The organism is Streptomyces sp. NPDC059851, assembly GCF_042732005.1.
Classification (GTDB): domain Bacteria; phylum Actinomycetota; class Actinomycetes; order Streptomycetales; family Streptomycetaceae; genus Streptomyces.
This window is the reverse complement of record NZ_JBHWJJ010000002.1, coordinates 85,921-99,996: the sequence shown is the minus strand read 5'-3', so window position 1 is coordinate 99,996 and position 14,076 is coordinate 85,921. Positions and strand designations below refer to the sequence as shown.

Here is a 14,076-nt window from a genome sequence, read left to right as displayed (position 1 = left end):
CCCGTTTCGTGGCACTCTCATCGTATGGCGCCGATCACGATGGTGGAGGGGCGTCGCATCTCGCTCAGCAATCTGGACAAGGTGCTGTACCCCGAGACCGGGTTCACCAAGGGCGAGGTGCTGCACTACTACGCCACCGTCGCCGGTCCGCTGCTGGCCCACATCCACGACCGGCCGGTGTCGTTCCTGCGCTACCCCGACGGTCCGGAAGGCCAGCTCTTCTTTACGAAGAACCCACCGCCCGGTACCCCCGCCTGGGTGAAAACCGCCCCCGTGCCCCGCTCCGACGACCCTTCCGCCGAACAGGTGGTCGTCTCCGACATGGCCTCGCTGATGTGGGCCGCCAATCTCGTCGTCGAGTTCCACACCCCCCAATGGCCGGCGGGCAGCCCCGCCGTCGCCGACCGCCTGATCTTCGACCTCGACCCCGGCGCGCCCGCCAGCGTCGTCGAGTGCTGTGGCGTAGCGCGCTGGCTGCGCGAGCGCCTCGCCGCCGACGGGCTGGCCGCCTACGCGAAGACCTCCGGGTCCAAGGGGCTGCACCTCGCGGTACCACTGGAGCCGATCGCGTCCGAGCTGGTGTCGGCGTACGCGAAGGCCCTCGCCCAGGAGGCCGAGCGCGAGCTCCCCGAGCTCGTCGTGCACCGCATGGCCAAGTCCCTGCGCCCCGGCAAGGTCTTCGTCGACCACAGTCAGAACGCCGCCGCCAAGACCACCGCCGCGCCCTACACCCTGCGCGCACGCGCCCGGCCGACCGTCTCCGCACCGGTGTCCTGGGACGAGGTAGAGGCCTGCCGTACCCCCTCCGACCTGGTGTTCCTCGCCGACGGCATCCCGCCCAGGCTTGAGCGTGACGGCGACCTGTTCGCGCCGCTGCTCGACCCGGACCGCGCCCACCGCCTCCCCGAGCGCCGGACAACGGGCTCCTCGCACAAGCGCAGCGCACCCCGCGGGACCCGGCCGTGATCCAGGTCGCCCTGGCGGCCCCCGTACGCACCCTGCCGCGCGGGGCGGGCCTGGCCTACGAGCCGAAGTTCGACGGACACCGGCTGGTGGTGGTCCGCACCCCCGGGGCCGTGCTGCTCCAGGCACGCTCGGGCCGCATCGTGACCAGCGCCTTCCCCGACCTGGCGACGGCCGCCCGACGGCTGCCCGCCGGCACCGTCCTCGACGGCGAGGTGGTCGTCTGGCACGAGGGCCGCACCGACTTCGCCCTCGTCCAACGGCGGGCGGCGGCCACCGCGGCCAAGGCCGTCGTCCTCGCAGAGAGCCTGCCGGCCTCGTACGCCGCCTTCGACGTCCTCGAACTGGCCGGGGAGGACGTGCGCGGGCGCCCGTACGAGCGGCGCCGGGCCCTTCTGCTGGACCTGCTGCTCCCGCTCGGCCCGCCGCTCCAGCCGGTCCCGATGACCACCGACCCGGAGCTCGCCGAGACCTGGTACGAGACCCTCCCCGCCAGCGGCATCGAAGGCCTGGTCGTCAAGCGGCTGGACCAGGCATACCCGACGGGCCGCCGCGGCTGGCGGAAGCTGCGGCACACCGAGGTGCGGGACGCGGCGGTGGTCGGCTACACCGGCACCCCGCGCCGCCCGCAGGCGCTGGTGCTGGTCCTGCCGGTCGAGGACGAGACGCCGCTGGTGTCGAGCCCGCTGACGGCCGCGCAGCGGGCGGAACTGGCGGCGGAGCTGGCCCGGCGGGCGGAGGCGGCCGACGGCACCGCGCCCGCGGCGGGCACGGACGCTACGGGGGCTACGGGGGCTACGGGGGCCACGGGGCCGACGGAGGTCACGGGGGTCACCGCGGCCACGGGGGCCACGGGGGCCACGGCGGTCACGGGGGCCACCGCGACCGCGATCGGTATCGGCGAGGTCCCGTACCGCCGCCTGGACCCGCCGCTGGCGGCCGAGGTCCGGCACACCTCCACCCGGCACCCCCCGCCCGAGGTGCTCAGGCTCCGCACAGACGTCTGACCTGCGCCGCGGGCGGGCGGCGCAGGTCAGGGACGGTGAGTGAGCGGGCGGGGGCGGGGGCGGCGGCGCGCCGGGGGCGGTCAGGCGTGGGCGCCGCGTCCCGAGTTCGGCGGCGAGCCGGGCTGGGGGTGCGGTCCGGGCCCCTTGGGGCGTTCGTAGCCGGACTCGCGCCGGTGGCGGACCTCGTCGGGGTGGGCCGACGTGGTGTCACCGAAGTTGCCGTACCCCTGCATCTCGTGGGGGCGCAGTCCGCCTTCCGGGATCTCCACCTGGTCGCGCTCCTCGCGCACCTCGTGGACCGCCCCGCCGTCGGGCAGGTGCGGCTGGCTCTCGGGGGTGGGCGGCGGGGGCTCCTTGGCCCGGACGCGCTGGCCCAGCTTGAAACCGGCGAGCAGGAACCCGGCGATCGCGATGCCCACGAGGAGGAACCACACGATGTCGCCGAGGGTCGCATCGACCGCGAGGTAGCTCAGTGTCGTGTCCATACAGGTCATATTCCCGGCTTCGCCCGGTATTCGCCTGATGGGAGCGAGAAATGTGAAAGCCGGACGACTGGCAGCCGCTGCGGAGGGTAGGCGGGCAGGAGCCCGAATTGGAAGGAGGGGTCACGCCATGCCCCGCGGATCCTCCCCCAAGCGCGAACGCCAGTACGAACACATCAAGGAGAGTGCCGAGGAACGCGGCGTCCCCGAAGAAGAGGCCAAGGAGATCGCCGCCCGGACGGTCAACAAGGAGCGGGCCCGCGCCGGAGAGTCCGAGACCGCGAGCCGTCTGTCCCTGGAGGACATGTCCTCGTCGCGCCGCGGCGGCCTGCGCTCCCACTCGGGCGCCCAGGGACCCACGCACGCGCAGCTCTACGAGGAGGCCAGGCAGCGCAACATCCGCGGCCGCTCGGAGATGACCAAGGCCCAGCTCAAGCGAGCCCTCGGCAAGTGACACCCAAGCCCGTCCGCCCGTCCGCCCGCTCGTCCGGCCGGCCGGCTACCGCAGCGGTCCGCCCGACTCCCGCAGGCCGGGCACAGCCGGCGCCCCCGGCGTGCCCGGCGCCCCCGGGCTGCCGCCCCGCGCCTCGCGCCCGCTGAGCACCGCCAGGATCTCGGCGCAGATCGCGAGAGCCGTCTCCGCCGGCGTACGGGCGCCCAGGTCGAGCCCGATCGGCCCGTGCACCCGCGCCACCTCGCCCTCCGCCACCCCGGCCGCCTCCAGCCCCTCCCGCCGCCGGACGGTGGTCTTCCGTGAGCCCAGCGCCCCCACGTACGGGATGCCGAGCGCGAGCGCTGCCCGCAGCGTCGGCACGTCGAACTCCGGATCGTGGCTCAGCATCACCAGGCAGGCCGCGTCCCGGCGCGCCACCAGCAGCTCCTCGGCTTCCGCGACCGTGCCCACGTACTGCGCACCCCAACCAAGGAGCCGCGCCTGGGCCCCGATGAGCTGCGCGAGCTCCCCCTCCTCGGGCCCGCCGACCACCACGTGGGGCGCCGACGGGTACGCCTCCACGAGCACCAGCCCGGAATCCCCGTACACGGCGTCCCGCCCGGGCCAGCGCGTCGCCAGCAGCTCACCGGCCCGCCGGCCGGCCTCGTCGGCGGGGGAGTCGACGGCCCGGACCACCTCGCTGACCGCCCGGTCCGCCTGCTCGTTCAGCCGGGTCACGAGCGCCGCCCCCACCCCCGCGGCCAGCAGCTCCCACCACTGCGCCGGCACCGAAGCCAGCGGCTGCAGCAGGATCTCGGCCCGGCCCCCACAGGTCAGCCTCGCCCCGGCCGCCTCCTCCGGCCCGACCGACACCTCGCACACCCGGGCGGTGGCCCCCGGCGTCCAGCCCCCGGCCTCCGCCAGTAGCTCGGCGTCGAACACACCCCGGTACAGCGACCCGACGCACTCCCCGCGCGCGTCCAGCAGCAGGGCCCCCGCAGGGTCACGCGGCCCGAACCCCTGCTCGGCCACCGGCCGCGCCAAGAACCCCGTCCGCCCCTCGGCCGCCCACCGCCGCGCCGTCTCCACCAGTCCACGCATCGCGCTGCCCCGTCCTCGTCCCGGCCCCACCGCCAACCTACGCACGCTCCCCACCCCTACCCACCCCCCGATCCCACAGACCCCGGGACCCCTCCCTCGTACGGATCACCGGAACCACCACTTGCACAAACGACCCCGATGAGTTCCTCTCGAAGAAGAGGTCGAATCGAACGCCAAGACGAGGCGGCGAGACCAGGTGCTCTTCACCGACCGCGACGACGCGGGACGACGACTCGCCGAGGCCCTCCGGAAGTACGAGCCGGAGAACCCCGTGGTGCTGGGCCTGCCCCGGGGCGGGGTGCCGGTGGCCTTCCACGTGGCCCACGCCCTCCACGCACCCCTCGACGTGATCGTCGTGCGCAAGCTCGGGGTCCCGTACCAGCGCGAGCTCGCCTTCGGCGCCATCGGCGAAGGCGGCGTACGCGTCATCAGCGACGACATCGTCCGCCGCGGCCGCATCACGCCGCAGGACATCGCCGAGGTGGAGGCGGCGGAACAGGAGGAACTGTCCCGCCAGGCCCACCGCTTCCGCGCCGGGCGCTCCCGCGTCACGCTGCGCGCCCGCACGGCGATCGTGGTCGACGACGGCATCGCCACCGGCGCCACGGCCGCCGCGGCCTGCCGCGTCGTACGGGCCCAGGGCGCGGCCAAGGTGGTCATGGCGGCCCCGGTGGCCCCTCCGGACGCGGTGTCCCGCCTGTCGGAGGCGGCGGACGACGTGGTCTTCCTGGCCACCCCGGCCGGCTTCTCCGCCGTGGGCCAGTGGTACCAGGACTTCTCCCAGACCCCCGACGAGGAGGTCATCGCCCTCCTCACCCGAGCGGCGAGCGGGACGACGCCCCCCAACCCCCCGAAGGCACCGCCATGAGCCCAACCCGAACGACGATCGACGTCGTGATCGACGCGGCGGGCTTCGCCCTCCCCGGGGAACTCACCCTCCCGCCGAACGCCCGCGCGGTGGTGGTCTTCGCCCACGGCTCGGGCAGCAGCCGCCACAGCCCCCGCAACCGCCAGGTGGCCTCGGCCCTGAACCGCGCCGGCCTGGGCACGCTCCTCTTCGACCTCCTCACCCCGGCCGAGGAACAGACCCGCGCCCACGTCTTCGACATCCCCACCCTGTCGGCCCGCCTGGCCGCCGCCACGACCTGGCTCCGCACCCGCAGCCCGGAGGTCGACCTGGCCTACTTCGGCGCGAGCACCGGCGCAGCCGCAGCCCTCACCGCAGCAACATCCCCGGACTGCCCGGTCTACGCGGTGGTCTCCCGCGGCGGCCGTCCCGACCTGGCGACCTCTCTCCCCGCAGTCCGCGCCCCGACCCTCCTCATCGTCGGCGGCGACGACACCCAGGTCCTCGCCCTGAACCGCGAGGCCCAGGCCCAACTCCGCTGCGAGAACCGCCTGGAGGTCATCGAGGACGCCACCCACCTCTTCGAGGAACCGGGCGCCCTGGAAGAAGTCTCCACCCTGGCCACCACCTGGCTCACCACCCACCTCCCCACAACCACCCCCTGAGGCGCCCCACGACATTCGGGGCGAGCGCCGGCAAGACCGCGGCTGGACCTGCCGTGCGTCTACGTCTGGGCCGGCAGCGACGCGCCCGTCGAGAAGCCACCGGCCTGACCGCGGGACCGCACCCCACCCGCCCGGACCAGCCGCGCTGACGGTTCCCGACACCGCCACTGGGCTGGCCGCAGTCGACGGCAGCGCGGACGGTCACGGGTGAACGGGGGAGCGGACTTACCGACGTGCCACACTCAGCAGAAGGCACGGGCGGGGCATCAGGGCCGGCTCACGCCTGGCGAAGTACGGCTTCGGTCAGCGCTTCCTTGAAGTCGGCCCACACGCCGGGGACGGTATGCCACCACCTCGGCGCTGGCGCGCCGCCCGTACGACCCGCGGTCCACCTGCATCACGAACTGGCGCCGCGCCGGCCCGCCCGTCGCCGAGGTAGCCCGCCGGGCGGGGCGCTGGGATTCCCGGAAGGGCACGGCTGGCCCGGGGCGCTCGCCGCAGTCCCCGCCGACGCCGGGGCGGCGAAAAGCTTGTGCGCGGGGCCGACGGAACCGGGTAGCGTCGTGGTCATGTTCTTCCAGACACCGGTTTACGAGTGAGAGCGTGACGGGCCCTGCTGACATCGTTCGACGTCGCCGCCCGTCACCCACCGATGAATCCTTAGATCACTTCACACCAGGACCGGCAGAACCCGTGACCAAGAGCAAGAACATCAACAACCCCGTGGGCCAGGGCGGCGGCCAGCGCAAGCGGCTGTCCCGCGCCGAACGGCAGAACAACGGTCCGCACCGCAACCTCGACCGCCAGGGTGCCGCCGACAAGAAGGCGGAGCTGCTGCGCAAGATGCGCGAGAAGACCGGCGCAGCTGAGGGCGCCGGGCAGGCGGGCGAGGACACCGCACAGAGCTGACGCACCGCCGCCCCGGGGCGGCACCGCACGGGGCAGGGCCCGGACCCCGACGAGCGGTCCGGGCCCTGCTTCCGCATAGGGGAGGGCGAACAGTCCCCCGTCGCGCCGAGGCGCGGCGTAGGGGCGTGAGCCGCTCACGCGCCACTCGCTCGTGAACAGTGAGAGACAATGAGAGACAACGAGAAAGCCCCGGACTCAGTGGGACTGAGTTCGGGGCTTCGTCTTTGGCACTTGCGCTGGTCAGCGAGTGGTTTCGCTGGTCCGGCAGAAGTGCCCCCGGCAGGATTCGAACCTGCGCACACGGCTCCGGAGGCCGTTGCTCTATCCCCTGAGCTACGGGGGCGTGTCGTTCGCTGTGCGGCGACGGGTTGAACACTACCAGCTTCCGCGGGGTGATCAGTAACCGTTTCCCGGGGAGGGGCGCCCGGGTCGCTCGGACGGGGTGGAAGTGGCGAAAACCCGGACGCGGGGGCGGGAGCGGACCTACTCTCGAGTTGTGCCAGGCGCCTCGGGTCGGGTGCTTGTTGTCGACGACAACAAGGTCATCCGGCAGCTGATCAAGGTCAATCTCGAGCTGGAGGGCTTCGAGGTCGTGACCGCGAGCGATGGTGCCGAGTGTCTGGACGTCGTGCACGAGGTGGCTCCCGATGTGATCACGCTGGACGTGGTCATGCCGCGGTTGGACGGGCTCGGGGCCGCCACGCAGCTCAAGGCCGATCCGCGGACGCGTCATCTGCCCGTCGCCATCGTCAGCGCCTGTACGCAGCACGAGGTGGAAAACGGGATCGAGGCCGGGGTCGACGCGTTCATCGCCAAGCCCTTCGAGCCCGCCGAGCTGGTGCGGGTCGTGCGCAGGCTCGTCGAGCGGCGCGATCGGGAAGGGCGTGAAGGGGCTCCCGCCGGGAGGGGGAGGGGCTAGCCCCCTTCGTTCCTGCTGGCGCGATGCCGGGCTTCTCGGCGCCGGGTTGTTCGGGCCACTGTTCACATGGCGAAACCGTTCGCGTGACCGTGGGGTGTCTCCCCTAGGCTGGTCCCGTGACCCCCGCCGATCTCACCCGCACCGTCGTGCGCGCCGTGCGCTGCGCCGTCGAGGACGGGGAGCTGCCCGTGGGTGCCGCGGTGCCCGCGCGGGTGGTCGTCGAGCGGACCCGTCCCGGTGGGGTGGGGGAGTACGCCACCCCCGTCGCCTTCCAGGTCGCCAAGGCGGCCGGCCGTCCGCCCGGTGACGTGGCCCGAGTGCTGGCCGGCCGGCTGGGTGCAGAGGCCGGGATCGCCCGTGTCGAGGTCACCGGCGCCGGCTTCCTGAACTTCGTCCTGGAGGAGCGGTCCTCCGTTGACGTGGTGCGCGACGCGCTGCGCCTCGTGGGTGCCTTTCCCGCCGTCTCCGCCGCACCTCCTCCTGTCGCCGGCGAGTTGCGCGCCGTAGTCGTCGGGCGTGCCGTCGGGCGGATCCTGTCGAGTCAGAGGGTCTCCGGTGCGGAGCCGCCGCCGAACGTCGCGCCCGTCGCCCGGCGGGACGGGGACGTCGTCGCGCGGTTCGGGCGTGATGCCGCCGTCTGGGCCATGCTGTGCGTTCCGGCCCGTGAGACGCCTTCGTTCGGCGACACGCTGCTCGTGCAGGACGAGTCCAGTGAGTTCTTCCGGGTCCGGTACGCGCACGCGTGTGCTGTTGGGCTGGCGCGCAATGCCCGGCTGCTCGGGTTCGGGCCCGAGTTGCTGCCCGTGCAGGGAGCCGGGTTCGGTGACTGCGCCGGGTTGTTGCGCGTGCTCGCCGATCATTCGCTCGTCCTTGAGGCCGCCGCGCACCACCGTGCGCCGGAGCGGCTGGTCAGGCACCTCGTCGAGCTGGCCGACGTGCTGCTCGACTTCCAGTACCGCGTCCTGCCCAAGGGGGACGAGAAACCCTCGGCCGCCCACCGCGCCCGGCTCGCCCTTGCCGAAGCCGCCGGGACGGTGCTGGCCGGCGGCCTGGCCCTGCTCGGCATCCCCGCACCCGACTGCCTGTGATCCGCGAAGAGAGATACCGATGAGCCGTTCCGCGCACCCCGCCGGCCCCCGCCACGCCGACGTCCTGCCCGAGGGCCACTACACCCCGCCGCCCGCCGACCTGAACGCCCTCGACGAGAAGGTGTGGTCCCGGACCGTCCGGCGGAACGACGACGGGGTGGTGAGCGTCGGCGGGGTCGAGGTCACCCGGCTCGCCGAGGAGTTCGGGACCCCCGCCTACTTCCTCGACGAGGAGGACTTCCGGGACCGGTGCCGGGCGTGGGCCCACGCCTTCGGGCCGGATGCCGATGTGTTTTATGCCGGGAAGGCGTTCCTTTCCAAGGCCGTCGTGAAGTGGCTCAAGGAGGAGGGGCTGAATCTGGACGTGTGCTCCGGCGGGGAGCTGGCCACCGCCCTCGCCGCCGGGATGCCGGCCGAGCGCATCGCCTTCCACGGCAACAACAAGTCCGGGGCGGAGATCACCCGCGCCGTCGAGGCCGGCGTCGGGCGGATCGTCCTCGACTCCTTCCAGGAGATCGCCCGCGTCGCGCACGTCGCCCGTGAGCTGGGCGTACGGCAGCCCGTGCAGATCCGCGTGACGGTGGGCGTGGAAGCGCACACCCACGAGTTCATCGCCACCGCCCACGAGGACCAGAAGTTCGGCATCGCCGTCGCCGACGGTTCCGCCGCCGAGGCCGTGCGCCGCGCCCTCGGGCACGACTCGCTGGAGCTGCTCGGCGTCCACTCGCACATCGGCTCGCAGATCTTCGACATGGCGGGCTTCGAGGTTTCCGCCCGCCGCGTCGTCCGGCTGCTGGCCGACGTACGCGACGAGCACGGCATCGAGCTGCCCGAGATCGACCTCGGCGGCGGCCTCGGCATCGCCTACACCTCCTCCGACGACCCGCGCGAGCCCCACGAGATCGCCAAGGCGCTGAAGGAGATCGTCGACCGCGAGTGCGAGGCGGCCGGGCTGCGCGCACCGCGCATCTCCGTCGAGCCGGGCCGGGCCATCGTCGGGCCGACCGCGTTCACGCTCTACGAGGTCGGGACGATCAAGCCGCTGCAGGGTCTGCGCACGTACGTGTCCGTGGACGGCGGCATGTCCGACAACATCCGCACCGCCCTGTACGACGCCGAGTACTCCGTCACCCTCGTCTCCCGCACCTCCGACGCCGAACCGGTGCTCGCCCGCGTCGTCGGCAAGCACTGCGAGAGCGGTGACATCGTGGTCAAGGACGCCTACCTGCCGGCCGACCTGGCCCCGGGCGACCTGATCGCCGTACCCGCCACCGGGGCGTACTGCCGCTCCATGGCCAGCAACTACAACCACGCACTGCGTCCGCCCGTCGTCGCCGTGCGCGACGGGGTGGCGCGGGTGATCGTCCGGCGCGAGACGGAGGAAGATCTCCTGCGTCTCGACCTCGGATGATGAAATAGCTGTCTCATTCAATGGACCGAGGATGGAAACTCGTGTCCATTGGGTGAGACTGGTTCAAACCCGGCGTGCAAATCCGCCCGCCGGGTGCCGATGGAAGATCGAAAGGCGTAGGTCGAATGATGCGTACGCGTCCGCTGAAGGTGGCGCTGCTGGGCTGTGGAGTGGTCGGCTCAGAGGTGGCGCGCATCATGACGACGCACGCCGACGATCTGACGGCCAGGATCGGCGCGCCCGTCGAGCTGGCGGGTGTCGCCGTGCGCCGTCCCTCCAAGGTGCGCGAGGGCATCGACCCCGCGCTGATCACCACCGATGCGACCGCCCTGCTGAAACGGGGAGACATCGACGTCGCCATCGAGGTCATCGGCGGCATCGAGCCGGCCCGCAGCCTCATCACCACCGCCTTCGACCACGGCATCTCCGTCGTCTCGGCGAACAAGGCGCTCCTCGCCCAGGACGGCGCAGCCCTGCACGCGGCCGCCGGACAGGCCGGGCTGGACCTGTACTACGAGGCCGCCGTGGCCGGCGCCATCCCGCTGATCCGCCCGCTGCGCGAGTCCCTCGCCGGCGACAAGATCAACCGGGTGATGGGCATCGTCAACGGCACGACGAACTTCATCCTCGACAAGATGGACTCCACCGGCGCCGGCTACCAGGAGGCCCTGGACGAGGCCACCGCCCTGGGCTACGCCGAGGCCGACCCGACCGCCGACGTCGAGGGCTACGACGCCGCCGCCAAGGCCGCCATCCTGGCCGGGATCGCCTTCCACACCCGAGTCCGGCTCGACGACGTCTACCGCGAGGGCATGACCGAGGTCACCGCCTCCGACTTCGCCTCCGCCAAGCGCATGGGCTGCACCATCAAGCTGCTCGCGATCTGCGAGCGGGCCGCCGACGGCGGGTCCGTCACGGCGCGCGTGCACCCGGCGATGATCCCGCTCAGCCACCCGCTGGCCTCCGTCCGCGAGGCGTACAACGCCGTCTTCGTCGAGGCGGAGGCGGCCGGGCGGCTCATGTTCTACGGGCCCGGCGCGGGCGGTTCGCCGACCGCCTCGGCGGTCCTGGGCGACCTCGTCGCCGTCTGCCGGAACAAGCTCGCCGAGGCAACGGGGCCCGGCGAGTCGGCCTACACCCAGCTGCCGGTCAGCCCCATGGGGGACGTCGTCACCCGCTACCACATCAGCCTCGATGTGGCGGACAAGCCGGGTGTCCTCGCCCAGGTGGCGACCGTCTTCGCGGAGCACGGTGTGTCGATCGACACCGTCCGGCAGAAGGGCAAGGACGGCGAGGCCTCCCTCGTCGTCGTCACCCACCGCGCACCCGACGCCTCCCTCTCCGGGACCGTCGAGGCGCTGCGGAAGCTGGACACCGTCCGCGGTGTCGCCAGCATCATGCGTGTTGAAGGGGAGTAAGGACCCATGAGCAGCAATCGGACCCACCAGTGGCGCGGCATCATCGAGGAGTACCGGGACCGTCTGCCGGTCACGGACACGACGCCGGTGGTGACGCTCCGCGAGGGCGGTACTCCCCTCGTACCCGCGCAGGTCCTGTCCGAGCGCACGGGCTGCGAGGTGCACCTCAAGGTCGAGGGCGCGAACCCCACCGGGTCCTTCAAGGACCGCGGCATGACCATGGCGATCACCAAGGCCAAGGAGGACGGCGCCAAGGCCGTCATCTGCGCCTCCACGGGCAACACCTCGGCCTCCGCGGCCGCGTACGCGGTGCGCGCCGGGATGGTCTCCGCGGTCCTCGTGCCCCGCGGGAAGATCGCGCTCGGCAAGATGGGCCAGGCGCTCGTGCACGGCGCCAAGATCCTTCAGGTGGACGGCAATTTCGACGACTGCCTGGACCTGGCCCGCGCGCTCTCCGACAACTACCCGGTGGCGCTGGTCAATTCCGTCAACCCGGTGCGCATCGAGGGCCAGAAGACGGCCGCGTTCGAGATCGTGGACGCGCTCGGCGACGCCCCCGACGTCCACGTGCTGCCGGTCGGCAACGCCGGCAACATCACGGCGTACTGGAGGGGCTTCAAGGAGTACAAGGCCGACGGCCTGGCCTCCCGTACGCCCCGCGTGTGGGGTTTCCAGGCGTCCGGTTCCGCGCCCATCGTGCGCGGTGAGGTCGTCAAGGAGCCGCAGACGATCGCCACCGCGATCCGGATCGGCAACCCGGCCTCGTGGGAGCACGCGCTCGCCGCGCGGGACGAGTCGGGCGGTTTCATCGACGAGGTGACGGACCGCCAGATCCTGGCCGCCTACCGGCTGTTGGCCGCGCAGGAGGGCGTCTTCGTCGAGCCCGCCTCGGCCGCTTCGGTCGCCGGCCTGCTCAAGGCCGCCGAGCAGGGCCTGGTCGACCCCGGCCAGAAGATCGTGTGCACGGTCACGGGCAACGGCCTGAAGGACCCCGACTGGGCGGTCGCCGGCGCTCCGCAGCCCGTCACCGTTCCGGTGGACGCGGAGGCCGCGGCCGTCCGCCTCGGCCTGGTCTGAGGCCGGCCCCGAGGGTCGGTTCGAGCCCCGGTTCAAGCCCTGGCTTGAGCCCCGGCCCGAGGTCCCGTCCGACCGGCGCGGACCGCCGAAGCACCGGCGGTCCGCGCCGAGTTGCCGGATTCCGTACCCTCGGCAGGGTCTTCCCGGGCGTTCCGGATCCGCTCCGGAAGGCTCGTGGAATCCGGCAACTCGGGTCGTACGGCGGCAAAACCCAGCGGAATTCCGGCTGGAGGAGGCGACACGCATCGTGCGCCTCCCGTGCGCCCTATGTCGCGGGAGAACCTTCCTTCGATACGCTGTACTGACATCCGCCACCGTGCATATGACCGCGGTGCTGCCCCGAGGGCCCCCGGGTGTCGTACCTTCTCCAGTACATTCGCAGCGAACTTCTCGCACAGTCACAAGGAGTGTCATCGGACGATGGCCGGTCCAGCGTTCCGCGCCGCCGCCGTACGGGTGCGCGTCCCTGCCAGCAGCGCCAACCTCGGCCCGGGCTTCGACGCCCTCGGTCTGGCCCTGGGGCTCTACGACGACGTGGTCGTCCGGGTGGCCGACTCCGGCCTGGACATCGACATCGCCGGCGAGGGCGCCGACACCCTCCCGCGGGACGAGAGCCACCTGCTCGTACGCTCCATGCGCACCGCCTTCGACCTGCTGGGCGGGCAGCCGCGCGGCCTGGAGGTCGTCTGCGCCAACCGCATCCCGCACGGACGCGGCCTCGGCTCCTCCTCCGCAGCCATCTGCGCCGGCATCGTCGCCGCCCGCGCCGTCACCATAGGCGGCGAGGCCAGGCTCGACGACGCGGCCCTGCTGGAGCTCGCCACCGAGATCGAGGGCCACCCCGACAACGTCGCCGCCTGCCTGCTCGGCGGCTTCACCCTGGCCTGGATGGACGGGGGCAGCGCCAAGGCCATCCGCATGGAGCCCTCCGATTCCATCGTTCCGGTGGTCTTCGTCCCCTCCAAGCCCGTCCTCACCGAGACCGCGCGCGGCCTGCTGCCGCGCACCGTCCCCCACGTGGACGCGGCCGTCAACGCGGGCCGTGCGGCGCTGCTCGTGGAGGCCCTGACCAGGCGTCCCGAGCTGCTCCTGCCGGCCACCGAAGACCGGCTCCACCAGGAGTACCGGTCCCCGGCGATGCCCGAGAGCGTGGCACTCGTCAACCGACTGCGGGCGGACGGGATCCCCGCGGTCATCTCCGGCGCGGGCCCCACGGTCCTCGCGCTGGCCGAAGGCGGCGCGGCCGACAAGGTCGCGCAGCTCGCGGGCGAGGGGTGGGCGGCCAACCGGCTGGCCCTCGACGCCGCGGGCGCGAGCGTACTTCCGCTGGGTACCCAGGGCGGCTAGCCGTACGGGCGGGTCAGCCGAGGGGCGGGCGGCCAGGGCAGGCCGCCCGCGCGGACGGCGCGATTGCCGGTGATTGAGAGGGGGAATATCTGTTGGATCCGGTAGTGTTACTCTCAAGTGCGCAGCCGAAGCCGCCTTGGCTCGGCGCTCAGTGTCCCCATCAGGGACCACCTTTCTTCCGGGAGCCTCCCCGACTGCTTTGATCACTCCGGCAGTTTCGAGCACGCTCCGGAATCGGAATCGGCGTGAACTTCCCACGCTTCCAGCTCGGGGGCCTCTCGCCGGAACCACTCATGCACGTTTCTCTCCGCCGTACCTCTACCGGCGGACCACCGCCCCGGCGCAGTCCACACACCTAGGACTGCTGCCGGACAGCACAACCGGTCGCCGAGCCAGACAGGCCGACGTC

12 protein-coding genes, 1 tRNA gene and 1 pseudogene are annotated in these 14,076 nt (G+C 72.5%); 11 read left to right on the top strand and 3 right to left on the bottom strand.

What is annotated here, in order from left to right:
- Positions 1 to 24 precede the first annotated feature (24 nt).
- On the top strand, positions 25 to 966 hold the full coding sequence (gene ligD / locus ACFV7Q_RS01060; protein WP_385422190.1) for a non-homologous end-joining DNA ligase: 942 nt from the start codon (positions 25 to 27) through the stop codon (positions 964 to 966).
- Entirely contained in the window at positions 966 to 1,970 is a 1,005-nt protein-coding gene (locus ACFV7Q_RS01055) for an ATP-dependent DNA ligase (protein ID WP_385422239.1), read from the top strand. Before ligD ends, ACFV7Q_RS01055 begins: the two co-directional genes overlap by 1 nt.
- 80 nt (positions 1,971 to 2,050) lie before the next feature.
- On the opposite strand, the gene ACFV7Q_RS01050 is transcribed toward ACFV7Q_RS01055, so the two are convergent.
- Positions 2,051 to 2,455, bottom strand: coding sequence for a DUF6479 family protein (locus tag ACFV7Q_RS01050; protein ID WP_385422188.1), 405 nt, complete (start codon positions 2,453 to 2,455; stop codon positions 2,051 to 2,053).
- A gap of 127 nt (positions 2,456 to 2,582) precedes the next feature.
- Here ACFV7Q_RS01050 and ACFV7Q_RS01045 point away from each other — a divergent pair, with 127 nt between their 5' ends.
- Positions 2,583 to 2,906 (top strand): plasmid stabilization protein, encoded by a 324-nt coding sequence (locus tag ACFV7Q_RS01045; RefSeq protein ID WP_385422186.1) that lies wholly within the window; start codon positions 2,583 to 2,585, stop codon positions 2,904 to 2,906.
- A 45-nt stretch (positions 2,907 to 2,951) separates the two neighbouring features.
- Here the strand turns inward: ACFV7Q_RS01045 and ACFV7Q_RS01040 are convergent, their stop codons facing one another.
- Positions 2,952 to 3,986 (bottom strand): XdhC family protein, encoded by a 1,035-nt coding sequence (locus ACFV7Q_RS01040; protein WP_385422184.1) that lies wholly within the window; start codon positions 3,984 to 3,986, stop codon positions 2,952 to 2,954.
- A 196-nt stretch (positions 3,987 to 4,182) separates the two neighbouring features.
- Between ACFV7Q_RS01040 and ACFV7Q_RS01035 the strand changes: the two are divergent.
- Both ACFV7Q_RS01035 and ACFV7Q_RS01030 read left to right on the top strand, forming a co-directional pair.
- Positions 4,183 to 5,498 (top strand): annotated as a pseudogene (locus ACFV7Q_RS01035) (phosphoribosyltransferase family protein).
- A 693-nt stretch (positions 5,499 to 6,191) separates the two neighbouring features.
- Positions 6,192 to 6,407, top strand: coding sequence for a DUF6243 family protein (locus tag ACFV7Q_RS01030; protein ID WP_385422182.1), 216 nt, complete (start codon positions 6,192 to 6,194; stop codon positions 6,405 to 6,407).
- A 271-nt stretch (positions 6,408 to 6,678) separates the two neighbouring features.
- Here the strand turns inward: ACFV7Q_RS01030 and ACFV7Q_RS01025 are convergent.
- Positions 6,679 to 6,750, bottom strand: a tRNA-Arg gene (locus tag ACFV7Q_RS01025).
- A 99-nt stretch (positions 6,751 to 6,849) separates the two neighbouring features.
- Here ACFV7Q_RS01025 and ACFV7Q_RS01020 point away from each other — a divergent pair.
- The 6 genes from ACFV7Q_RS01020 to thrB all read left to right on the top strand — a co-directional run bounded on the left by ACFV7Q_RS01020 (position 6,850) and on the right by thrB (position 13,667).
- Complete coding sequence (locus tag ACFV7Q_RS01020; protein ID WP_385422180.1) at positions 6,850 to 7,326, top strand: PleD family two-component system response regulator; 477 nt, start codon at positions 6,850 to 6,852, stop codon at positions 7,324 to 7,326.
- Between the two features lie 116 nt (positions 7,327 to 7,442).
- Positions 7,443 to 8,414, top strand: coding sequence for an ArgS-related anticodon-binding protein NrtL (gene nrtL / locus ACFV7Q_RS01015; RefSeq protein ID WP_385422178.1), 972 nt, complete (start codon positions 7,443 to 7,445; stop codon positions 8,412 to 8,414).
- A 19-nt stretch (positions 8,415 to 8,433) separates the two neighbouring features.
- Complete coding sequence (gene lysA, locus ACFV7Q_RS01010) at positions 8,434 to 9,825, top strand: diaminopimelate decarboxylase (protein WP_385422176.1); 1,392 nt, start codon at positions 8,434 to 8,436, stop codon at positions 9,823 to 9,825.
- 125 nt (positions 9,826 to 9,950) lie between these two features.
- On the top strand, positions 9,951 to 11,243 hold the full coding sequence (locus ACFV7Q_RS01005) for a homoserine dehydrogenase (protein WP_385422174.1): 1,293 nt from the start codon (positions 9,951 to 9,953) through the stop codon (positions 11,241 to 11,243).
- A gap of 6 nt (positions 11,244 to 11,249) precedes the next feature.
- Complete coding sequence (gene thrC, locus ACFV7Q_RS01000) at positions 11,250 to 12,320, top strand: threonine synthase (RefSeq protein ID WP_385422172.1); 1,071 nt, start codon at positions 11,250 to 11,252, stop codon at positions 12,318 to 12,320.
- 420 nt (positions 12,321 to 12,740) lie between these two features.
- Complete coding sequence (gene thrB / locus ACFV7Q_RS00995) at positions 12,741 to 13,667, top strand: homoserine kinase (RefSeq protein ID WP_385422170.1); 927 nt, start codon at positions 12,741 to 12,743, stop codon at positions 13,665 to 13,667.
- Positions 13,668 to 14,076: the final 409 nt, after the last annotated feature.